18 protein-coding genes are annotated in these 20812 nt (G+C 74.1%); 12 read left to right on the top strand and 6 right to left on the bottom strand.

Features of this window, described 5'->3' with window-relative positions:
- Positions 1–3: 3 nt before the first annotated feature.
- Positions 4–1206, top strand: a complete 1203-nt coding sequence (locus V5D56_RS02360) for a DNA glycosylase AlkZ-like family protein (protein WP_435737461.1) — start codon at positions 4–6, stop codon at positions 1204–1206.
- 106 nt (positions 1207–1312) lie between these two features.
- Positions 1313–1897, top strand: a complete 585-nt coding sequence (locus tag V5D56_RS02355; protein ID WP_435737460.1) for a hypothetical protein — start codon at positions 1313–1315, stop codon at positions 1895–1897.
- Here the strand turns inward: V5D56_RS02355 and V5D56_RS02350 are convergent.
- Entirely contained in the window at positions 1866–2699 is an 834-nt protein-coding gene (locus V5D56_RS02350) for a CPBP family glutamic-type intramembrane protease (RefSeq protein WP_435737459.1), read from the bottom strand. The genes V5D56_RS02355 and V5D56_RS02350 overlap by 32 nt on opposite strands.
- A 101-nt stretch (positions 2700–2800) precedes the next feature.
- Here V5D56_RS02350 and V5D56_RS02345 point away from each other — a divergent pair, with 101 nt between their 5' ends.
- The 6 genes from V5D56_RS02345 to V5D56_RS02320 all read left to right on the top strand — a co-directional run bounded on the left by V5D56_RS02345 (position 2801) and on the right by V5D56_RS02320 (position 9249).
- Complete coding sequence (locus tag V5D56_RS02345; RefSeq protein WP_435737458.1) at positions 2801–4114, top strand: FAD-binding protein; 1314 nt, start codon at positions 2801–2803, stop codon at positions 4112–4114.
- A gap of 175 nt (positions 4115–4289) precedes the next feature.
- Positions 4290–5888 carry a sodium-dependent transporter gene (locus V5D56_RS02340; protein WP_435737457.1) on the top strand — a complete coding sequence of 533 codons (1599 nt, stop codon included), beginning with the start codon at positions 4290–4292 and terminating at the stop codon, positions 5886–5888.
- Positions 5885–6052: a methionine/alanine import family NSS transporter small subunit gene (locus V5D56_RS02335; protein WP_435737456.1), complete on the top strand. Its 168-nt coding sequence runs from the start codon at positions 5885–5887 to the stop codon at positions 6050–6052. Before V5D56_RS02340 ends, V5D56_RS02335 begins: the two co-directional genes overlap by 4 nt.
- 205 nt (positions 6053–6257) lie before the next feature.
- Positions 6258–7208: an ABC transporter substrate-binding protein gene (locus V5D56_RS02330; RefSeq protein WP_435737455.1), complete on the top strand. Its 951-nt coding sequence runs from the start codon at positions 6258–6260 to the stop codon at positions 7206–7208.
- Between the two features lie 188 nt (positions 7209–7396).
- Positions 7397–8413 (top strand): amino acid ABC transporter permease, encoded by a 1017-nt coding sequence (locus V5D56_RS02325; RefSeq protein WP_435737454.1) that lies wholly within the window; start codon positions 7397–7399, stop codon positions 8411–8413.
- Between the two features lie 71 nt (positions 8414–8484).
- Positions 8485–9249, top strand: coding sequence for an amino acid ABC transporter ATP-binding protein (locus V5D56_RS02320; protein WP_435738938.1), 765 nt, complete (start codon positions 8485–8487; stop codon positions 9247–9249).
- Between the two features lie 81 nt (positions 9250–9330).
- On the opposite strand, the gene V5D56_RS02315 is transcribed toward V5D56_RS02320, so the two are convergent.
- Positions 9331–9537, bottom strand: coding sequence for a hypothetical protein (locus tag V5D56_RS02315; RefSeq protein WP_435737453.1), 207 nt, complete (start codon positions 9535–9537; stop codon positions 9331–9333).
- 164 nt (positions 9538–9701) lie between these two features.
- Here V5D56_RS02315 and V5D56_RS02310 point away from each other — a divergent pair, with 164 nt between their 5' ends.
- Complete coding sequence (locus V5D56_RS02310) at positions 9702–10142, top strand: hypothetical protein (protein WP_435737452.1); 441 nt, start codon at positions 9702–9704, stop codon at positions 10140–10142.
- A 64-nt stretch (positions 10143–10206) separates the two neighbouring features.
- Here the strand turns inward: V5D56_RS02310 and V5D56_RS02305 are convergent, their stop codons facing one another.
- Positions 10207–11178 (bottom strand): hypothetical protein, encoded by a 972-nt coding sequence (locus V5D56_RS02305; RefSeq protein ID WP_435737451.1) that lies wholly within the window; start codon positions 11176–11178, stop codon positions 10207–10209.
- A 142-nt stretch (positions 11179–11320) separates the two neighbouring features.
- Here V5D56_RS02305 and V5D56_RS02300 point away from each other — a divergent pair, with 142 nt between their 5' ends.
- Positions 11321–13036 carry a SpoIIE family protein phosphatase gene (locus tag V5D56_RS02300; RefSeq protein ID WP_435737450.1) on the top strand — a complete coding sequence of 572 codons (1716 nt, stop codon included), beginning with the start codon at positions 11321–11323 and terminating at the stop codon, positions 13034–13036.
- 74 nt (positions 13037–13110) lie between these two features.
- Positions 13111–17082, top strand: a complete 3972-nt coding sequence (locus tag V5D56_RS02295) for a TM0106 family RecB-like putative nuclease (RefSeq protein WP_435737449.1) — start codon at positions 13111–13113, stop codon at positions 17080–17082.
- A gap of 71 nt (positions 17083–17153) precedes the next feature.
- On the opposite strand, the gene V5D56_RS02290 is transcribed toward V5D56_RS02295, so the two are convergent.
- The 3 genes from V5D56_RS02290 to V5D56_RS02280 form a co-directional block, all read right to left on the bottom strand.
- Entirely contained in the window at positions 17154–17969 is an 816-nt protein-coding gene (locus tag V5D56_RS02290; RefSeq protein ID WP_435737448.1) for a hypothetical protein, read from the bottom strand.
- A 265-nt stretch (positions 17970–18234) separates the two neighbouring features.
- Positions 18235–18438, bottom strand: coding sequence for a transcription antiterminator/RNA stability regulator CspE (gene cspE, locus V5D56_RS02285; RefSeq protein WP_047231069.1), 204 nt, complete (start codon positions 18436–18438; stop codon positions 18235–18237).
- Positions 18439–18675: 237 nt separating this feature from the next.
- Positions 18676–19155, bottom strand: coding sequence for a nitroreductase family deazaflavin-dependent oxidoreductase (locus V5D56_RS02280; RefSeq protein WP_435737447.1), 480 nt, complete (start codon positions 19153–19155; stop codon positions 18676–18678).
- A 364-nt stretch (positions 19156–19519) separates the two neighbouring features.
- Here V5D56_RS02280 and V5D56_RS02275 point away from each other — a divergent pair, with 364 nt between their 5' ends.
- Positions 19520–20770, top strand: a complete 1251-nt coding sequence (locus V5D56_RS02275; protein WP_435737446.1) for a branched-chain amino acid ABC transporter substrate-binding protein — start codon at positions 19520–19522, stop codon at positions 20768–20770.
- Positions 20771–20812 lie beyond the last annotated feature (42 nt).

The raw sequence follows: 20812 nt of genomic DNA, 5'->3' as shown, positions 1-20812 counted from the left end.
GTCATGAGCCCTGTCCGCGAGCGCCCACCAGCGCCGGGCACACCCCCGGTCGACGGCGACCGGGTGCGCGCCGCGCGCCTCGCCGCGCACCACCTGCGGTCACCCGACCTGCCGGACGTCGCGGGCGCCGTCGGGCACCTCGTGGCCGTGCAGGGCCAGGAGTTCCACCCCGCGCTGTGGGGGCTCGCGCGCCGGCTCGACCCGGCGGCGCGGCCGGGCGCCGGGGGTGCCGTCGCGGCGTGCGACCGGGGCGAGGTCCTGCGCACGCACGTCCTGCGTCCCACGTGGCACCTCGTGGGGCCCGACGACGCGCGCTGGCTGCTCGAGCTCAGCGCGCCGCGCGTGCACGGCACCAACGGGACGATGTACCGGCAGGTCGGCACGGCGGACCACGCGCGTCAGCGCGACCTCGTCGTCGAGGCGGTCCACGACAGCCCGCGCACCCGTCGCGAGCTCGCCGCCCTCCTCGCCGAGCACGACCTGGCGCTCGACGGCATGGCCCTCGGGTACGTCCTCATGGCGGCGGAGCTCGACCGCCAGGTGATCAGCGGCCCGGTGCGGGGCAAGCAGCAGACCTACGCAGCGTTCGACGACCGCGTCCCCGCCGGGTACGGGCCGCTGGGCTCGACGTTCGACCGCGACGCGGCGCTCGTCGAGCTCGCGCGCCGGTACCTCGCAGGCAGGGCGTACGCGACGGTCACGGACGTCGCGCAGTGGTCGGGCCTCACGCTCACGGACGTGCGCCGCGCGCTCGACCTGCTCGGCGAGGGCGTCGTCGCCGTGCCGGGCGCCGGGACGCTCGACGGGCTCGTGCTGTGGCGGCTCGCCGACGACGCCGCGGGGGAGCGCGTGCTCGACCCCGAGCGCCACCTCGTCGTCACGGACCCCGACGGCCACCGGGCGAGCGGCCCCGTCGTCGACCTCCTGCAGAGCTACGACGAGCTGTTCATGTCCTACGGCGAGAGCCGCGGCGTCGTCGTCGCGCCCGGCGTCGACCTGGGCGACCGGCTCGGGTCGTTCATCCACGGGATCGCGGTCGACGGCGTGGTCGTCGGGCGCTGGCGGTGGGTCGTCGGGTCGCGCGACGTCGCGGTCGAGACCCAGTGGCGCCGCGACCCGTCCGCGGCGGAGCGTGCGGCGTTCGCCGCGCAGGCCCGGGAGGTCACGACGCACTGGGGTCTCCCGCTGCGCGACGTCACGTCGTAGGGTTCCGTCGAGCGGTCGGGACACCGGCCGAGGTCAGGGGGACCCGATGACGTGGGAGCGACCGGGAACGCGGCCGACCAGGACCGCCCGGGTCCCGTCGCGAGCCGTGCTCGTCCTTGCCGGCGGGGTCGTCGTGCTGCTCGCGGGCGTCGGGCTCGCGATCGGTCCGGCGCTGGCGCCGGTCCCTGGGGGAGCGACCGTCGAGCACCGCGTAGCAGCGCACGTCCCCGACCCGCCGGTCGAGCCGAGGACCGGCCGCGAGTCCCTCGAACCGCAGCCCGCCGAGCAGGCGCGCCCGGTGCTCCCGACGAACGGCATCCGCGACTGCTCGTCGGCCGACCAGCCGTCGCAGGGCTCCGTGACCGTCCTCGGGGAGGACGGCGTGGAGTACGAGCACAGCGGCATGGAGGGGCCGTGGAGCCGCTTCGCGGCGGACGAGGAGGGGAACGTCCTCCCGGTCGAGCAGTGGCCGCTGTCGGACCTGGAGCACGCGGTGATCGCCCAGGTCGAGACGACCACCCGCACGGTCCTCATGACCTTCGACCGGCGGACGTGCGCACCGGTCCCCGACTACGTCGCGCCCGCGCTCGACCACCTGCCGCCCTCGACCGTCGTGGTGCTCGACGTCGAGACCGGCGAGGTTGTCGCCCAGGAGCCGGTCAGGCTCGTCGGGGCAGGGTCGACGCCGTGACCGCCGGCCGCGTCACGAGGTGGACGAGCACGGCCGTGAGCAGGACGACGCCGACGTACACCGCCATGCCGACCGGCGCGGTGATCGCGAGCAGCCCCAGGGCGGTGTTGCCCGCGAGGTGCAGGAGGACCGCGGCGGGGACGCCGCCGTGCAGCCGCTCGGAGACGAACCAGTAGGCCGACGACATCGGGACCATCGCGACGAGGAACAGCACCGTCTCGACCGGCCCGAGCGTGGACTGCCAGGTCCCGTCGAGCAGGAACAGCGGCAGGTGCCACACGGACCACACCGCTCCCAGCAGGGCCGACGCCCCGAGCGGCGAGAGGTGACGCCGCAGCCGCGGCTGGGCGTACCCGCGCCACCCGAGCTCCTCGGACAGCGGCCCGGCGAGCAGAGAGACCGCCGCGAACGCGAGCAGCCCGCCGGACTCGGCGACGACGCGGGCGGCGTCGGACAGGTCGACGGACGGCCCGCCGAGCAGCGGGGTGACGGCCGCGGTCACGACCGCGGGCGCGATGCCGAGCCCGACGGCGGCGGGGAGACATCGTCCGGCGGCGCCCCACCGCAGCGCGCGCGGGCTGCGTCGCCCGGTGGCGGCGAGGAGCAGGGCGGCGAGGCTCGGTCCGCAGCCGCCGAGCGCGTAGAGCGCGAACGTCAGCGGGTCGTCGATGTCGCCGCCCGTCGCCAGCGCGGCGGCCCACGGCCCCCAGCTCAGCCCGAACGCGAGGAGCCAGAACGCGGGCAGCCCGCCGCGCACGGGGGAGACCGCAGCGGCGGGTCGGGTCGATGTCGTCGTCGTCATGCTCCGATCCAACCGAGCGGCACGGCGCACCGGACCCCGGCACGCACCCGCTCTCGGGTGGGGACAACCCCCGGCGTGCCGGCGCATGGCAGGGTGGGCCCGTGACGACGCCGACGACCCGCACGAGCCACGCCACGAACTGGGCGGGCAACCTCACGTACTCCGCGGCGCGCGTGGTGCGCCCGACGACGCCCGACGAGCTCGCCGACGTCGTCCGGACCTCACCGCGCGTCAAGGCACTCGGCTCGCGCCACTCGTTCGACGACGTCGCCGACACGACCGGGACGCACGTCGTCCTCGACGCGTTCGACGACGGCCGCCCGCCCGTCGTGGTCGACCCGCAGACCGGGGTCGCGTCGGTCGCCGCGGGGCTGCGCTACGGCGACGTGACGCGCCACGTCCAGGGCGCCGGGCGCGCGCTCGCGAACCTCGCGTCGCTCCCGCACATCTCCGTCGCCGGCTCCGTCGCCACCGCGACCCACGGCTCGGGTGACGGCGTCGGGTCGCTCGCGAGCGCCGTCGTCGGGGTCGAGCTCGTCACGGGCGAGGGCGACGTGCGCACGGTGCGGCGCCGCGACCCCGACTTCTCGGGGGTCGTCGTGGCGCTGGGCGCGCTGGGGGTCGTCACGCGGCTCGAGCTCGAGACCGAGCCGACGTTCGACGTCCGCCAGGACGTGCACCTCGGGCTGTCGTGGGACGCGATCACGTCCCATCTCGACGAGATCACCGGCTCCGCCTACTCGGTGAGCCTCTTCACGGACTGGGGGCCCGACGGCGCGCAGCAGGTCTGGCGCAAGACGCGCCTCGTGCCCGGGGACGAGGGGGCGGCGATCGAGGACTTCTTCGGGACGCGGCTCGCGGCGACGCCCGTCCACATGCTCGACGGCATCGACCCCGTGCACTGCACGCCCCAGCTCGGCGAGGCGGGCCCGTGGAACGAGCGCCTGCCGCACTTCCGGCTCGACTTCACGCCGAGCAACGGCGAGGAGCTGCAGTCGGAGTACCTCGTGCCGCGCGAGCACGCGCTCGCGGGGGTGGAGGCGTTGCGCGCGCTCGGCCCCCGGGTCGCGCCCCTGCTCCAGGTCTCCGAGATCCGCACGGTCGCGGCGGACCGCGAGCCGCTGTGGCTCAGCCCCTTCCACGGCCCCACGGTCGGCTTCCACTTCACGTGGAAGCACCTGCCCGACGACGTCGCACGCCTCCTGCCCGACGTCGAGGCCGCGCTCGCGCCCCTCGGCGCGCGCCCGCACTGGGGCAAGCTGTCGCACGCGGTCGCCGCCGGGGTCGACCCGGACGCGCTCGCGCGCCTCGCGGACGCGTACCCGCACCTCGCCGACTTCCGGTCCCTCGCGGAGCGCTACGACCCCTCGGGCCGCTTCCGCGGCGGTTTCGTGGAGCGCCTGCTCGCGCTCTGACGGTCCCGCGGCGCGGAAGGCCCCGGGACTCTCCTCGCGAGGCCGACGCACGGGTGCGTGCGCCGTCCCCGTTCGCGCGCGGCCAGGGCCCTCGGTACGGTCGATGCGGACGATCCGGCCCGCCGTCGTGCCTCCGTGCCGACGCGCGAGCCACCGCACGGCACCGAGGAGACCTGTGACGACGACACCGAGCACAGCGGGCGGGGCAGCCGCCCAGGACGCCCCGCGCGAGGAGTGGACCGGGCAGGTCGGCTTCATCATCGCGGCGATCGGCTCGGCCGTCGGGCTGGGCAACATCTGGCGCTTCCCGGGCGTGGCGTACGAGAACGGTGGCGGCGCGTTCCTCGTGCCGTACCTCGTCGCCCTGCTGACGGCCGGGATCCCCATCCTGTTCCTCGACTACGCGCTCGGGCACCGCTTCCGCGGTTCCGCGCCCACCGCGTTCCGTCGCGTCGCACGCTGGCTCGAGGGCCTGGGCTGGTTCCAGGTGATGATCTGCTTCGTCATCGCGATCTACTACACCGCGGTCATCGCGTGGGCCGTGAGCTTCTTCGTCTTCTCGTTCGACCTGCGCTGGGGCGACGACCCGGCCGCGTTCTTCACCGGCGAGTACCTCCGGCTCGCGGACCCCGGGATCTCCTTCGACTTCGTGCCGGCCGTGCTGATCCCGCTCGTGCTCGTGTGGATCGTGACGATCGTGGTCCTCGCGGCCGGCGTCGCCAAGGGCGTGCAGCGGGCCAACATGGTCTTCCTGCCGCTGCTCGTCGTGGCGTTCCTCGTGCTCGTCGTGCGCTCGCTCTTCCTCGAGGGCGCGACCGACGGCCTCGACGCGCTGTTCACGCCCAACTGGTCCGCGCTCGGCGACGCCAACGTGTGGATCGCGGCGTACAGCCAGATCTTCTTCTCGCTGTCCGTCGCGTTCGGGATCATGATCACCTACGCGTCGTACCGCAAGCGCCGGGCGAACCTCACCTCGCCGGGCCTCGTCGTCGCGTTCTCCAACTCGTCGTTCGAGATCCTCGCGGGCATCGGCGTGTTCGCCACGCTCGGGTTCCTCGCGCACGAGCAGGGCATCGGGGTCGGCGAGCTGGAGGGCATCAGCGGGCCGATCCTGTCGTTCGTCACCTTCCCGGCGATCGTGTCCGAGATGCCCGGCGGCCCCATCTTCGGGGCCCTGTTCTTCGGGTCGCTCGCCATGGCCGGGTTCACGTCGCTGCTGTCGATCCTCCAGGTGGTCTCCGCGGCGTTCCAGGAGAAGTTCGGCTGGACACCCCGCGGGGCGGCGCTGCGCGTCGGCGTCGTGAGCGCCGTCGTGTCCGTCCTGCTGTTCTCCACGACCACCGGCCTCATCGCTCTCGACACCGCGGACCAGTGGGCCAACAACATCGGGATCGTCGCGTCGGCCGTCCTCACGACGATCCTCGTCGTGTGGGTCCAGCGTCGGGGCGAGGAGATGCGGTACCACCTCAACGCGGTGTCGACGTTCCAGGTCGGGCGCTGGTGGGTGTGGCTCGTCGGCCTCCTGGCGCCCGTGGTCCTCGGCTACATGCTCGTGTCCCGCATCGTCACGCTCCTCACCGACGGCTACGAGGGCTACCCGGCGTGGTACCTGGCCGTCTTCGGCTGGGGCGCCGTGCTGCTCATCGTGGTGGGCGCCGCGGTGCTCACCGCCATGCGCTGGCGCCGCAGCCCCGACGACTTCGCGGCCTGGCCGCCCTTCCCGCCCGACCGGGCGACGTCGACCCGCCGCACCGAGCCGGAGGTGACCCGATGAGCCCGGACGCCGTCGTCGTGCTGGTGCTCGCCATCGTCGTCGTGTGGGGCGGGCTCGTGGCGAGCGCGCTCGCCCTGCGGGCCCGGCCCGAGCGGACCGACTTCCCGCCGGGCGGGGAGGACGACCGGCGTGAGGACGCGGCGCCCCTCGAGCGCGACACGTAGGCCACGACGGGTCGGTGCGTCGCGGCGCCGTGCCTCCCGGTTTGGCGTGCGGGGCCCGTCTCCCGCACACTCGTCCCCTGGTGCTGCGCACCGCCGGGTCCTCTGTTCCCCGTACGTCCCCCGCCCCCGGGTGCTGACGTAACACGACGGAGACGATCGGTGCATACGCTGCCCCTGCCCGGCCCACCCCCGATCGGAGACCCTCATGCGTTCGACCCCGCGCAAGCTGTCCCTCACCGGTCTCGTCGCGCTGACCGCGACGAGCGCCCTCCTCCTCACCGCGTGCACCGACGCGTCCCAGTCCGGGACCGACGGCAGCACCGCCAGCACGGACGGCGAGTCCAGCGCCGCACCGTCGTTCGACCCGTCGACCATCGAGGTCGACGAGGCGGCGGCCGCGCTGCTCCCCGAGGACATCGCGTCCGCTGGCGTGCTCACCGTCGGCTCCAACACCGAGTACGCGCCGGCCGAGTTCATCGGCGAGGACGGGCAGACGCCCGTCGGCTTCGACATCGACACGATCAAGGCCGTCGGCGCGACGCTCGGCCTCGAGGTCGAGATCCAGTCGGCCGACTTCCCTGCGATCATCCCCGCGCTCGGGACCAAGTACGACGCCGGCATCTCCTCCTTCACGATCACGGAGGAGCGCATGCAGGAGGCGAACATGATCTCGTTCCTCAACGCCGGCTCGGCGTACGCGGTGGCCTCGGGCAACCCGGACGACATCGACCCGGAGAGCCTGTGCGGCGTCACGGTCGCGGTCCAGACGGGCACGATCCAGGACGAGGACATCGCCGTGCAGAGCGAGGAGTGCGAGGCCGCCGGCGAGGAGGCGGTCGACATCCTCCAGTACGAGTCCCAGGCCGACGCGACGACGAACCTCGTGGGCGGCAAGGCGCAGGTCATGTACGCCGACTCCCCGGTCATCGGCTACGCCGTCGAGCAGACCGGCGGCCAGATCGAGCAGCTCGGCGACGTGTTCGACGCCGCGCCGCAGGGCATCGTGGTCGCCAAGGACGCGACCGACCTCGCCGCGGCGATCCAGGCCGCGCTCCAGACGCTCATGGACGACGGGACCCTCGTCGAGGTCCTCGACGGCTGGGGCTCCGGCGACGCCGCGCTCGAGACCGCCGAGATCAACCCGTCGGTCGGCTGACCCGCGCGGGCCGGCTCGCAACCGGTTCCGAGCCGGCTCCGAACCAGCACGTGAATCAGCCCTGACCCGCCGGTCGCGGCGCCCGACGACGCATCGGGCCCGCGACCGGCACACTGGTCGTCGGCGGGCGCGAGGACGCACCCGCCGCGGTCGCTCGGTGACCCGAGCCCGAACCCCGAGGTGGACCCATGGCCCTGCCCGGACCGAACACCCTGCACCGCGGCGACGACACGTCGACCGACCCGGTGCCCGACCGGATCCACGCCCGACCGGTGCCGCGCCCCGGCCGCTGGATCTCCGCCGTCGTGCTGCTCGTGCTCGCCGCGATGGCGGTGCACGGACTGGTGACCAACGAGAAGTTCCGCTGGGACGTCGTGTGGCTGTACCTGCGCGACGTCAACGTCATCCGCGGCGTCGGGTGGACGCTCGTCCTGACGTTCGGCTCGATGGTGATCGCCATCGTGCTCGCCGTGGGCCTGGCGGTCATGCGGCGCTCCGACAACCCGGTCATGCGGTCCGTGAGCTGGGCGTACATCTGGTTCTTCCGCGGGACGCCGATCTACACGCAGCTCGTGTTCTGGGGCCTGCTCGCGGTGCTCTACCCGCGGCTGAGCCTCGGCATCCCGTTCGGGCCCGAGTTCTTCGAGTTCCGCACCCAGGACGTCATCACGGCGTTCTGGGCCGCGATGCTCGGCCTCGCGCTCAACGAGGCCGCGTACCTCGCGGAGATCGTGCGCGCGGGCCTCGGGTCGGTCGATCCCGGGCAGAGCGAGGCGGCGCGGGCGCTCGGCATGAAGGACCGCAAGATCCTCACGCGCGTCGTGCTGCCGCAGGCGATGCGCGTCATCGTGCCGCCGACGGGCAACGAGACGATCTCCATGCTGAAGACGACGTCCCTCGTGCTCGCCGTGCCGTTCACGCTCGACCTCACGTACGCGACGAACGCGATCGGCAACCGCACGTTCCTGCCCATCCCGCTGCTCATGGTCGCGGCGTTCTGGTACCTGCTCATCACGAGCATCCTCATGGTGGGCCAGTACTACATCGAGCGGTACTACGGCCGCGGGTTCGGCGACCAGACCGGCGCCCGACGACGCGGTGGCGGCCCGGGCGGAGGGCGTCGTCGCGGGAAGCCCAGCAAGCAGGAGCTCATCGCGGCCTCCCGCACGACCAAGGACGACCCCTTCCTGGAGGTGACCCCGTGAGCGGGACGGACGGAACGGCGTCGGGCACGGCAGCCTCGGCTGCGGGGCCGACCGACGGGGCCGACGCGCCCATGGTGCAGGTCGAGGGCCTGCACAAGATGTTCGGCGACCTGCACGTCCTGCGCGGCGTGGACCTCGAGGTGCCGCGCGGGTCGGTGTGCGTCGTGCTCGGGCCCTCGGGCTCCGGCAAGTCCACGCTCCTGCGGTGCGTCAACGAGCTCGAGGAGATCACAGGCGGGCGCATCCGGGTCGCGGGCGAGCTCATGGGCTACCGCGAGGTGACCAAGAACGGGCGGACGGTCCTGCACCGCCTGCACCCGCGGGTGGTCGCGCGACAGCGCGCGCGCATCGGCATGGTGTTCCAGCGCTTCAACCTGTTCCCGCACATGACGGCGCTCGAGAACGTCATGGAGGCGCCCGTCCAGGTGCGTGGGCTCAGCAGGGCGGAGGCGCGGACCCGCGCGAACGAGCTCTTGGACCGCGTCGGTCTCGCGGACCGCGCCGACCACTACCCGGCACAGCTCTCCGGCGGCCAGCAGCAGCGCGTCGCCATCGCGCGGGCCCTCGCGATGGACCCCGACCTCATGCTGTTCGACGAGCCGACGTCCGCGCTCGACCCCGAGCTCGTCGGCGAGGTGCTCGCCGTCATGCGCGACCTCGCGCGCTCCGGCATGACGATGATGGTCGTCACGCACGAGATCGGGTTCGCGCGCGAGGTGGCCGACACGGTCGTCTTCATGGACGAGGGCGCCATCGTCGAGCAGGGCACGCCCGACCAGGTCCTGGGCGACCCGCAGCACGAGCGCACGAAGGGGTTCCTCGCGCACGTGCTGTGAGCGTTGACGCCGAGATCGACCCGAGCGCGCCGAGATCGACCCTCAGAGGGTCGACGCCGCGCCGCTCGGGTCGATCTCGCGTCAGGAGGCGCGACGGCGCGGGAGGACGGGGACGTCCTGCGACGGGACGATCCGGGGCTCGAGGCCGACCGGACGCGCCACCGTCACCATCTCGCCGCTCAGCGCCCTGCCCAGGTGGAGGAGCGGGAGCTGGTTCTCGTGCTCGACGACGAGGGCGTCGAAGATCGGGGTCTCGCTGTCAGTGGTTCTGGTGTCGGTCCTGCGCACCCGACAACTCTCGGCGAAGCGCGTGAAGACCGCGACCGGAAGCGGTGACGTGTCGGTGACGACGTCGTGCGCAGGCGGTCCGGGTGCGCCGTCGTCCGGTGGCGCATCGTGCCGCCCCGCGGTTCGATAGGGCCGTCCCCGCGTCCGGGATCCCGGAGGGTCCGATGAGTCTCGCTCCGATCGTCCACGAGCTGCGCCTCGCGTGCGCCGTCGACACCGCGTTCGACACGTACGCGCGGCGCATGGGCGAGTGGTGGCCGCCGCAGTACACGGCGCACGCCGCGACCTTCTCGGGACTGGCCGTGGAGCCGTCCGTCGGCGGTCGGCTCGTCGCGTCGTACGGGGCGGTCGAGCACGAGTGGGGGCGCGTCACGCTCTGGGAGCCGACGGCGCACCTCGCCCACACCTTCACGCTCGCCCAGCCGTCGGGCCAGGAGTCGCTCGTGCGGGTGGACGTGCACGCGACGCGGCACGGCACTGCCGTGCGAGTGGAGCACGGCGGGTGGGCGCAGGGGACCGAGGGCGTCCGTGCGCGGTTCACGGACTGGCCGCTCATCCTCAGCCGGTACGCGTTCCTCGCGGAGCATCCCGACCCGGAGAAGTGAGGCGCGGAGAGCCGCCGACGACGCGCGGTGCCGAGCGGCGGACGACGACCCCGCGGGCCGGGGCTCAGCCCCAGCCGCCGAGGTCTCCCCAGGACCAGCCGGAGTCGTCGCCCTCCCCGGTCCCCTGGTCCTGGTTCCCGTCCTGGTTCTGGTTGCCGTTCTGGTTGCCGTTCTGGTTCTGGTTCTCGCGGTCGCGCCGCTCCTGCTCCGCCTTCGAGTCGTCGAGCTCCTTCTGGCGTGCGGCGGCGTCCTCCTCGGCCTTCGCGACGGCGGCCTCGCGCTCGGCGAGACCGGCCTGTGCGGCGTCGACCTCCGCGCGCTGGGCCTCCAGGTCGGCGCGCTCCGTCTCGAGCTGCTCCCGCTCCGCCTCGACCTCGGCCTGGACGCGCTCCGCCTCGGCCGTCGCCTCCTGCGCCGCGCCCTGCGCCGACAAGGTGAGGCCGATCCCCACGAGCAGGCCCAGCGCGAGGCCCGCGAGCCCGAACGCGCTCGGCACGAGCCAGCGCCGTCCGCGGTCGGGGGCAGGGTGGTCGTCGTCGGCCGCGGGGAGCGACAGCGGCCCGAGCGGCCCGGCCGCACCGCGCGCGGAGGCACCGGGCGCCGGACCGATCGGGACCACGCCGGGCCGCGGCGTCGGGCCGGAGCGCGGCGGGGTGGCCGGCTGCGGTGCCGGGACCGGTGCTGCGGACGGCGCTCCGGACGTCGCCGGCAGAGCTGACGGTGCCGGCGGTGCTGACGGGCCCGACGCGGCGAGACCCGCGAGGCTCGGCAGGACCATCGTGGAGCCCACGACCGGGTGCGCGGCGTCGTCGGCGACGACGGGCACGGGACCGGACGAGCGTTCCCGCAGCGACCGACGGCTCGGCCCGGCGTCCCCGCGCACCGGCTCCGGGGCGGGCGGCCCGGGGATCTCGTCGACCCAGAACACCCAGCCGGGCGGCGCCGGGGGCCACGACGGGTCCGGGTGCCAGTCGGTCGTCGGCGTGAAGCCGGGCGGGACCGACCAACCGGGGGGCGGCACGAACCGCACGGCCATGGGACCTCCTTCGACGGGCGCCGGTCGGCGCGATCGACGGGAACACTATGCTGCAGGGGGCCTCGACGGGACGAATCGCCCGTTCCGCCGTGGATGCCGTACGGATGCGCTACGAGCGGCCCGAGCCGCCTAATCTTGCGCGATGAGACCCGACTGGTTCGCGCGCGCGACCGCGACCACGAGCACGGGTGCCCTCGCGGGGCAGGTCGACTGGTCCGCCACCCCGCTCGGCCGACCGTCCACGTGGCCCCACGGGCTGCGTGCCGCCTTCGTCCTGTGCTTCAGCACCCGCTTCCCCGTGATGTTCACCTGGGGCCCGGAGTTGACGATGATCTACAACGACGGCTACCGCGAGATGCTGGGGAGCGAGAAGCACCCCGCCGCGATGGGCGCTCCCGCCCGCCAGGTCTGGGACGAGATCTGGGACGACATCGGGCCGCTGTTCGCTCGGGTGCTGGAGTCGGGCCAGCCCACCTGGACCGTCGACGAGAAGCTCTTCATGGAGCGCTCCGGCTACGTCGAGGAGACCTACTTCACCTTCTCCTACAGCCCGCTCGAGGACGACGACGGGGTGGTGCGCGGCGTGCTGGACATCGCCACGGAGACCACGGACCGCGTGGTCGACCGCCGGCGGATGATGCTGTTGAGCCGGCTCTCCCTCGGTCTGCAGGACCGTACGCACCGGGTCGACGAGCTGGCCCGGGCCTTCGTCGACGAGGTGGCCACGAGCGACGACATCGTCGGGGCGGAGGTGTGGGCGCGGCGCGGGAACGAGGTCGTGGTCCTCGCGGCGACGCCCGAGCGGCCCACCGCCTACCGGGCGCAGCCGCCCGGTGCGGTCCCGGAGCTCGCGTCCCGGTTGCACGCCACGGCTCTCGAGGTGCTGGGTGACGGCGTCGCCCGCACGCTCGGGGCGACGCTCGTCGCGCCGCTGCACGGGCCCGGGACCGCAGCCCCGCTGGGCGTCGTCCTCCTGGAGGCGGTCCAGACCCGGCCGGTCGATGCTGCGGCGCTCGACTTCCTGCGACTCGTCGCCGTGACGCTGGCAGCGGTCGTGCGAGAGCGGGTCGGGCACGAGCGCGAGGTGCGCGAGGCGCGGGTGGCGAGCGAGGCCCTCCAGCTCGCGATGCTGCCGCCCCAGCTCACCACGTCGCGCTGGACGACGCGCTACCGGCCCGCCGACGAGCGGTACGCCGTCGGCGGGGACTGGTACGACGTCGTCCCCCTCGGAGGAGGGCGCTGGGGCCTGCTCGTCGGTGACTGCGTCGGGCACGGGCTGCACTCCGCGGCTCTCATGGGCCAGCTCCGCAGCGCGGGGCGCGCTCTGCTCCTCGACGACCAGGGCCCCGCCGCGACCCTGGCGGCGCTCGACCGGTTCGCCGCGGAGCTGCCGGGCGCCGAGTACGCGACGGTGCTGTGCGGCGTCGTCGACGAGACCTCGGGCACGCTCACCTGGTCGACCGCGGGTCACCCGCCCGGCCTCGTCGTGCGCGACGGCGCGGCGCACTGGCTCACCGGGGGGAGGGGGGCTCCGCTGACGTTGGCGACGACCGAGGGCCGGACCGAGACCAGCACCCCGCTCGAGGCGTCCGACGTGCTCGTCCTCTACACCGACGGGCTCGTCGAGCGCCGTGGCGAGAACCTGCGCGACGGTCTCGCGCGGCTCGCGGACGTGGCGACGCGGACTGTGCGCGAGCACACCGCCACCGAGGTCGCCGACGCGCTGCTCGCCGAGCTCGTCGGGTACGCCGCGCGGGACGACGTGGCCGTCGTCGTGTACGCGGTGCCGGATCGCGCGGCGTCCGGCACGGTGGACGGTGCGTCGGACGCCGAGATCACCGTGGGTGGCCGCTGGTAGAACGGGCAGCAGCCGGGTCCACCGGCTCGCCGGCCGCCCAGCGGCGCCGGTGACGTCCGAATGCGGAGGTGCGCGTGTTCCTGGTCGACGAGCCCGTGAGCGCCGCGGTGCCGGGCGGAGAACCGGCGACCGGGGTGACGACGACGGCCGTCGTGCACTCCGCGAGCGACCTGGTCGTCGCCGCAGGGTGCGAGTACCGGCTCCTGAGCCGTCTCGACGAGCAGCTCGGTCGCGCGCCCCGGCGGGAGCACGCCCAGGACGTCATGCAGGACCGCGCCGCGACCCTCGGGCGGCAGCACGAGGACGCCGTCCTCGCCGATCTCGAGGAACGCCACGGCGCGTACGACCCGGTGACCGGCCGCGGGGTGCTGCGGATCGAGCCGCCGCGGCACGGCTCCTGGGACGAGCTCGTCGCGGCGCACGTGCGCACGCTCGCCGCGCTCGAGTCTGGCGCGGACGTCGTGCACCAGGCGGCGTTCTTCGACGGCACGTTCCACGGCCGGGCCGACTTTCTCGTGCGCGTCCCCGAGCCCGACGACGCGGGCGGCCTCGGGCGGCCCGCCGGGGGACCCGCGCGGTACACCGTCATGGACGCCAAGCTCGCGCGCCGCGCGAAGGTGCCCGCCCTCCTTCAGCTCGCCGCCTACGCCGACCAGCTCCTCGCGGCGCACGTCCCCGTGGCGCCCGAGGTCGTGCTCGTCCTCGGCACACGGTCCCGCAGCACGCACCGGCTCGCGGACCTCCTGCCCGTGTACCGGGAGCGCCGGGACCGGTTGCTCCGGCTCACCGAGACGCACCTCGCGCGCGACGACCGCGCCCCGTGGGACGACCCCGACGTCCGCTCCTGCGGGCGCTGCGACGCGTGCCGCGAGCAGGTCGAGGCGCGGCGCGACGTCCTGCTCGTCGGCGGCGTGTACGAGCGCCAGCGCGCGCTCCTCGACGCGGCCGGCATCCGGACCGTCGAGCAGCTCGCCGCCGCGACCGAGCCCCCGGCGGGGATGTCCGCGTCGTCGTTCGCGCGTGTCCGGGACCAGGCGGCCCTCCAGCTCGGCACAGGGGCCGCGGACGGGACCGTGGTGTGGGCGGACGCCTCTGGCCCGCGCGAGCTCTCGTGGCGCATCGACGACCCGTCGCCGGTGCACGCGCTCCCCGCGCCCAGCCCCGGCGACCTCTTCTTCGACTTCGAGGGAGACCCGCTGTGGGTCGACGCCGACGGCGCGAGCTGGGGCCTCGACTACCTCTTCGGCTGGGTCGAGCGGCCCGCCGAGCCGGGCGGCGTCCCACCGTCCCACGCGCTGTGGGCGCACGACCTCGCGTCCGAGCGCGACGCGCTCGTCGCCTTCGTCGACCACGTCAACGCGCGGCGCCGCGAGCACCCCGACCTGCACGTCTACCACTACGCCGACTACGAGAAGTCCCACCTGCTGTCCATCGCCGCCCGGCACGGCGTGTACGAGGAGGAGGTCGACGACCTGCTGCGTGCAGGCGTGCTCGTCGACCTCTACGCCGTCGTGCGGCCGTCCCTGCGCATCTCCGACCCGTCACGGTCGCTCAAGAAGCTCGAGCCGCTGTACATGGGCGACGAGCTCCGCAGCGGCGACGTCAAGGACGCCGCGGCGTCGATCGTCGCGTACGCCGAGTACACCGGGCTGCGCGACGCCGGGCGGCACGAGGAGGCCGACGAGCTGCTCCGCGGGATCGAGGACTACAACCGCTACGACTGCGTGTCGACGCTGCGGCTGCTCGAGTGGTTGCGGTGGGCCGTCGCGTCCGCGTCCGGGTCTGGTGTCGTGGCTGGGTCGGGTGCGGGGTCGGAGGAGGCGCGCGCCGTCTACCCTCCGCGTCCTCGTTCCTCGGACGCTCCCGCCAGACCCGCCACGACGGCGCGCGCCTCCTCCGACCCCGCTGTGGACGTCGCCTCGGTCGGTGCGTCGGTGGGTGCGACGACGGCGGGTGGAGGTCCTGAGGGGGACGTCGCCCCGGTCCGTGGTCCGGCGGGGTCGACCGCGGCCGGTGGTGGGTCCGCGGGTGGGTCTGGGGACGGCGTCAGCTCGGGTGGCGAGCCTGGGGCGAAGGAGGTGGCGCTCGCGCTCGAGGCGGAGATCCGGGGGGTCGTCGGGGAGGACCGGGCAGGGCGGGATGCCGGGGTCCAGGCGCTCGCGATGTACGGGGCCGCCGTCGGGTACCACCGGCGAGAGGCCAAGCCGTTCTGGCAGGAGCACTTCGCGCGCCTCGCGCTCCCCGTGGAGGAGTGGCCCGGTCGGCGCAACGCGTTCCTCGTGGAGCAGGCGGAGGTCGTGAGCGGGTGGGAGGTCGAGCCGGGGCGCCAGACCTGGTCACGGCGGCTGGAGCTCGTCGGGCGGCTGCCCGAGGGGACCGACCTGCGGGTCGGCGTCTCGCCCTATCTGCTGTACGACGCGCCGCTGCCCTCGGGCGCGCAGACGTCCGCCGACGGCGTGCGCGGCTGGGCGGGCGGAGCACTGATCCTCGGCGCGGGTCGGCGCACCACGCCCGCAGGGGACCGGGACGTCCTCGAGGTCCGCGAACGGCTGCGGCGCAAGGCCGACCCGTTCGCCGAGCTGCCGATGGCGCTCACGCCGTCCCCCGGTCCTCAGACGGGGCCGCTCGAGTCGGCCATCGCCGTGGCCGCGCGCCGCGCGCTCGAGACCTGGCGCGAGACCGGAGCTCTGCCACCCGACGCGGCGTCGGACGTCCTGCTGCGCCGCCCACCGCGGCTGGTGGGGTCCGGTGCGCTGCCGCGGCCTGTCGACGACGACCTCGTCGGCGCCGTCACCGCCGCGGTCGAGCGGCTCGACCGGTCGTACGTCGCGGTGCAGGGCCCGCCCGGCACGGGCAAGACGTACGTCGGATCGCACGTGATCGCGCGCCTCGTCGAGCGCGGGTGGCGCGTGGGGGTCGTCGCGCAGTCGCACGCCGTCGTCGAGAACATGCTGCGCGCCGTCGTGGACAAGGCCGGGGTGCCGGCGGGGATCGTCGCGAAGAAGCTCTCGGGTGACGGGCCGTCGCCCACCGCGGTGTGCGCGGAGCTCGACGGCGGCGCGCTCGCGACGTTCGCGGCCGAGCCGGGCCCGCGCGTCGTCGGAGGGACCGCGTGGGACTTCTCCGCCGAGCGGCTGCCCGAGGGCATGCTCGACCTGCTCGTCGTCGACGAGGCGGGGCAGTTCTCGCTCGCCGCGACGGTCGCCGTCGCCCGCGCGGCGCGGAACCTCCTGCTGCTCGGTGATCCGCAACAGCTGCCCCAGGTGAGCCAGGGCACCCATCCGGAGCCCGTCGACCGGTCCGCGCTCGGGTGGCTCGCCGACGGTCACCGCGTCCTGCCCGACGGCCTCGGATACTTCCTGGCCAGCTCGTGGCGCATGCACCCACGGCTCGCGGCGGCGGTCTCGACCCTCTCCTACGAGGACCGGCTGGGCGCGCAGCCGGCCGCTGCACGTCGCCTGCTCGACGGCGTCCCGCCCGGGATCGAGCAGGTGCTGGTCGAGCACGCGGGCAACGGCGTCCAGTCCCGCGAGGAGGCCGCCGAGGTCGTCCGGCAGGTCGAGCGTCTCGTCGGACGGTCGTGGACCACGTCGGTCGACGGGAACGAGGTGGTCTTACCGCTCGGGCAGGCGGACGTGCTCGTGGTCGCCGCCTACAACGCCCAGGTCTGGGCCGTCCGGTCGGCGCTCGCCGCCGCCGGGTACCCCGACGTCCAGGTCGGGACCGTCGACCGCTTCCAGGGCAAGGAGGCGGTGGTCGTCGTCGTGACCCTCGCCGCGTCGTCCGCCCGGGACGCCTCGCGGGGCCTCGGCTTCCTGCTCTCGCGGCACCGGATCAACGTCGCCGTGTCACGGGCGCAGTGGGCGGCGGTCGTCGTCCGGTCACCCGCGCTCACGGACCACGTGCCGAGCTCGCCCCGGGGGCTCGAAGAGCTCGGGGCGTTCCTCGGGCTGGGCGGCGCTCCGCTCGACGGCGCGCAGTCGGACAAAGGCGAGCAGGCGTTCGACGGCGCCCGCGGTGCCAGCGGGCCGGGCGACCAGGACTGACGTCTCGCGGGACGGTCGCCGTCTCGCGGGCACGGCTGCCGTCGCGCGGGGACGGCCGCCCCCGCCGGGTGTCAGAACTCGCCGAATCCGCCGCCGAAGTCGTCGAACCCACCGCCGAAGTCGCCGAAGCCGCCGAAGCCGCCGTCGCCGCCCGCGTCCGCACCGGCGTCGGCGCCCGACGCCTCGACGGCGCCGTCTCCGGCTCCGGCGTCTCCGGCTCCGGCGTCTCCGGCTCCGCCGTCTCCGGCTCCGCCGTCACCGGCCTCGCCGGCGCCCGGGTCCTCGCCGCCCGACGCGGCGGCGTCCTCGGCGACGGGCTGCGACGGGTCACCGAACGCGGGTCCGAACATCGCGTTCGCGACGGCCGACCCGATGACGACGCCCGCGACGGTCCCGAGCAGGCTCGAACCGACCATCGAGCCGAACCCCGGCGCACCGCCGGTCCGGCCGGCGAACGATCGCTCCAGGGTCCCGGGCTGGCGCATCTCCGCACGGGTCGCCATGCGAGCGAGGTCCTGCGGCGTGTCCGTGAGGGCGCGCTCCGCCGGGGGCACGGCCCCGCCGAGCTCGGCGAGGACCTGGCTCCGCTGCTGGGGCGTGAGCCGCGCGAACGCCTCGGCGTGCGCCTGCTCGACGGCGTCCGGCGGCGCGGTGCGCAGCAGGTACCGGTAGCGGTCGATCGCGACCTGGTCCGGCGTGCGCGGCGCACCGGACGCAGCGGGGGCGGCGGGGGCGGCGTCTGGCGTGCCGTAGGCAGGGCTGCCCGGCGGGTACTGCGTGGGGTACCGGTCCGGCTGCTGGGCGGGGGAGCCGTAGCCGCCCTGCGCAGGAGAGCCTGCCTGCGTGTCGCGCGGCTCGCGGCCGAGAAGTCGGTCGAGGAATCCCATGGTCGTCCTCCGGGTCGTCGTCGGCGGGCATCCACCCGCCACTCGGGGAACGAGTGCGGGACGTGACGGGTTCCTCGCCCTGCCGAACCCCGGCTTATCGCCCGTTCAGGCCCGTTCTCGACACATAACCCAGGGTTCGGCAGGGAACTCGCTCGGACCCGGGGTTCGGCACGCACGCCGAGCACCGGACGCACGAGTGCCCCCCGACCCGGAGGTCGAGGGGCACTCGTCAGATCAGCTCACGCGGCCTGACGGCCGGGGGAGATCAGATCGCGCGGATGTTCTCCGCCTGCGGGCCCTTCGGGCCCTGCGTGACGTCGAACTCGACACGCTGGTTCTCCTCCAGCGTGCGGAAGCCCTGCGACTGGATCGCGGAGTAGTGCGCGAACACGTCGGCCGAGCCGTCCTCGGGGGCGATGAAGCCGTAGCCCTTCTCGCTGTTGAACCACTTCACGGTTCCGGTAGCCATGGTTACTCCTTCAAGAGTGTCAACCTTCACCCCCCACGGTCGCGGGGGCGTACATCACAGGTGTTCGTCGTCAACTCTTGGGGTAACAAGGTCCGCCGGGGCTCCACCCGAGGGTGTCACCTCAGCGCGAGGACAAGCGAGGCACTGCAATCTCGCGCACAACCGTACAGCCTTCGTCCGGTCCTGGCTATGGATCCGGACACTTCTCGTGAGAGAGTCCCCGAGCCGCGCGTCGACTCACGTCCGAGGCATCAGCCGGAGCTCGACGACCGGCACGACACGCCTCCAGTCGACCTCGCCGCGCGACCTCGCGAGCGGCTCGGCCCACTCCCGGAGCACCGGTTCGAGCACGGCCCACGCCTGGCCCGAGCGGGTCGCGTAGTCGTCGAGGAGGCGAGCGCCGTCGTCGGGCGGGAGGGTCCGGGCCAGGGCGCGCGCGGCCGGGCGCGCCCCCGTCCGCACGAGGACGCGCGGCTCGGCGACCACGTTGCGATACCACTGCGAGCGCGGACCGAGCCCGGCGACGACGACGAGCCGGCCGGGCGCCGGCCGTCCCGCCACCTCGAGCACCACGTAGCGCGCCTCGCCGCTCGCGCGGCCGCGGTGCACGAGCAGGAGGAGCCGTCCGCCGGTCAGGAGACCGAGCCCGCTCCGGAAGAGGGCGACGGGGGCGCGGACGAACCAGCGGGTGTGGAGCAGCGTCGAGGCGAGGCCCATCGCTCCACCGTACGGGCGCGCTCCGACCGAGGAGCCGAGCGGAGCGGTACATGCGTACCAGCACCGGGCCGAAGCGAGACCCGCGCGTTACGAGTCGGTAACAACTGGAGCCCGTCCGCGAAACCCGACGCGCCTAGGTTCGCCGCACCCAGGTACGCGGAGAGCGCCCCCTCCCGCGGATTTGCCGGGCCGGAGGTCCCTGCCGCAGCGCGGGGACCTCCGCACGGCACGTCTGTCGGTGGGTTTCGGCTGTCGGTGACCTGTGTCACTATTCAGCACGCTATTCAGTGTTGAACTCAGCGATCGACCGCGGAGGACTGCGGCTCAGGCCACCTCGGCGGGGATCTGGACCACGGAGGTTGGCATGCATCGCACAGCACGACGGGCGAGCGGGGGTGCGGCCCTGCTTCTGGCCGCGACCCTCGTCCTGACCGCCTGCGGACCCCAGTCCCAGGGCGGCGACGAGGAGACGACCGGCACCTCGACGGAGACGAGCGACGCGGACTCCGGGGAGCTGAGCATCGTCCCCTCCGTGCAGATCGACATCGACGGCGCGGAGGTCGAGAGCGAGGCCGGTGGCGACGCGGTCGACCCGGCCGGTGACGGAAGCGCCGAGTGCGCCGAGGGCACCTCGATCGCGATGGCCGGTGCCCTCACGGGGCCGAACGCCGCGCTCGGTCTCAACATCCTCTACGGCGCGCAGGTGGCCGTCGACGCCTTCAACGAGGCGAACCCCGGCTGCCAGGTCGAGATCAAGCAGTTCGACACCGAGGGCGACCCGCAGAAGGCGACCCAGGTCGCACCGCAGATCGTCGGCGACGAGAGCGTCATCGGCCTCCTCGGCCCGGCCTTCTCGGGCGAGACGGCGGCGACGGGTGACGTCTTCAACCAGGCGGGCCTGCTCTCGCTCACGGCGTCGGCCACGAACCCGGACCTCACGGCCAACAACTGGACGAACTTCTTCCGCGGTCTCGCCAACGACGCCGTCCAGGGGCCGTCGGTCGCGAAGTACCTGGTCAACACCAAGGAGTTCGCGAGCGTCTGCGTCGTCGCGGACAACTCCGACTACGGCATCGGCCTCGCCGAGCAGATCACGACCGGTCTCGGCGACGCCGCGAACCCGGACTGCGCCGCCGAGGTGAAGACCGGTGACAAGGACTTCTCCGCAGCGGTCCAGATCATCGCGGGCGCCGACGCGGACGCGGTCTTCTACGCGGGCTACTACGCCGAGGCGGCCCCGTTCGTCCAGGGCCTGCGCGACGGTGGCGTCGACCTCCCGTTCGTCTCGGCGGACGGCACGAACGACCCGCAGTTCGTCGAGCAGGCGGGTGCCGCGTCCGAGGGCTCGATCCTCTCGTGCCCGTGCGGTCCGGCCCCCGAGGACTTCGCCGCGACCTACGAGGAGTCGGCCGGCCAGGCGCCGGGCGTCTACTCCGTCGAGGGCTACGACCTCGCGACGATCATGCTCACGGGCATCGCCTCGGGCATCACCGACCGCGCCGGGATGATCGACTACGTCGCGAACTACTCCGGTGACGGCCTCGCCCGCACCTACGAGTGGGACGACAAGGGCGAGCTCGCCTCCGCCCTGATCTGGATCTACGAGGTCCAGTAGTCCGACGACGACGGGCGCCTCGCCCCGCGCCTCGCCACCGGC

The organism is Cellulosimicrobium sp. PMB13, from assembly GCF_051294865.1.
GTDB lineage: Bacteria > Actinomycetota > Actinomycetes > Actinomycetales > Cellulomonadaceae > Cellulosimicrobium.
This window is presented reverse-complemented; position numbering and strand designations above follow the sequence as displayed.

What these genes read in the sequence shown, in the direction of transcription:
- V5D56_RS02360 (WP_435737461.1), top strand. Translation starts at nt 4, where the DNA reads ATGAGCCCTGTCCGCGAGCGCCCACCAGCGCCGGGCACACCCCCGGTC.
- V5D56_RS02350 (WP_435737459.1), bottom strand. Translation starts at nt 2,699, where the DNA reads ATGACGACGACGACATCGACCCGACCCGCCGCTGCGGTCTCCCCCGTG.
- V5D56_RS02335 (WP_435737456.1), top strand. Translation starts at nt 5,885, where the DNA reads ATGAGCCCGGACGCCGTCGTCGTGCTGGTGCTCGCCATCGTCGTCGTG.
- V5D56_RS02330 (WP_435737455.1), top strand. Translation starts at nt 6,258, where the DNA reads ATGCGTTCGACCCCGCGCAAGCTGTCCCTCACCGGTCTCGTCGCGCTG.
- V5D56_RS02325 (WP_435737454.1), top strand. Translation starts at nt 7,397, where the DNA reads ATGGCCCTGCCCGGACCGAACACCCTGCACCGCGGCGACGACACGTCG.
- V5D56_RS02320 (WP_435738938.1), top strand. Translation starts at nt 8,485, where the DNA reads ATGGTGCAGGTCGAGGGCCTGCACAAGATGTTCGGCGACCTGCACGTC.
- V5D56_RS02310 (WP_435737452.1), top strand. Translation starts at nt 9,702, where the DNA reads ATGAGTCTCGCTCCGATCGTCCACGAGCTGCGCCTCGCGTGCGCCGTC.
- V5D56_RS02305 (WP_435737451.1), bottom strand. Translation starts at nt 11,178, where the DNA reads ATGGCCGTGCGGTTCGTGCCGCCCCCCGGTTGGTCGGTCCCGCCCGGC.
- V5D56_RS02300 (WP_435737450.1), top strand. Translation starts at nt 11,321, where the DNA reads ATGAGACCCGACTGGTTCGCGCGCGCGACCGCGACCACGAGCACGGGT.
- V5D56_RS02290 (WP_435737448.1), bottom strand. Translation starts at nt 17,969, where the DNA reads ATGGGATTCCTCGACCGACTTCTCGGCCGCGAGCCGCGCGACACGCAG.
- cspE (WP_047231069.1), bottom strand. Translation starts at nt 18,438, where the DNA reads ATGGCTACCGGAACCGTGAAGTGGTTCAACAGCGAGAAGGGCTACGGC.
- V5D56_RS02280 (WP_435737447.1), bottom strand. Translation starts at nt 19,155, where the DNA reads ATGGGCCTCGCCTCGACGCTGCTCCACACCCGCTGGTTCGTCCGCGCC.
- V5D56_RS02275 (WP_435737446.1), top strand. Translation starts at nt 19,520, where the DNA reads ATGCATCGCACAGCACGACGGGCGAGCGGGGGTGCGGCCCTGCTTCTG.